Annotated in this window: 1 protein-coding gene; it reads left to right on the plus strand. The window is 59.9% G+C overall.

Features of this window, described 5'->3' with window-relative positions:
• Positions 1 to 40 precede the first annotated feature (40 nt).
• A partial coding sequence (locus EN808_RS35300; protein ID WP_189524249.1) for a YbjN domain-containing protein occupies positions 41 to 377 on the plus strand: 337 nt, incomplete at its 3' end.

Raw genomic sequence — 377 nt, forward strand, 5'->3', positions numbered from 1 at the left:
CGCGGAGCGTGTGGCGCTCCCCTGAACACAGGAAGCATTCATGGAACTCCTCGCACTCGAATTCTCCCGCGAAATCCACCCGGTGGATGTCATCGAGCAGGTGGCGCACAACAATGACTGGTCCTTCGAGCGCGCCGGCGACGACGAGATTTCCATCTCGGTGGCCGGCAGTTGGACCGACTATCACGTCTCCTTTTCCTGGATGGAGGATTTCGAGGCGCTGCATCTGGCCTGCGCTTTCGACATCAAGGTGTCGGAGACGCGCGCGCTCGAAGTGATGCGGCTGTTGTCGCTCATCAACGAGCAGATGCTGTTCGGCCATTTCGATCTGTGGGAGCAGGAAGGCGCGATCATGTTCCGGCAGTCGCTGCTGCTTG

Origin of the sequence: Mesorhizobium sp. M8A.F.Ca.ET.165.01.1.1, from assembly GCF_004792065.1 — a bacterium.
In the GTDB taxonomy this organism is placed as follows: Bacteria; Pseudomonadota; Alphaproteobacteria; order Rhizobiales; family Rhizobiaceae; genus Mesorhizobium.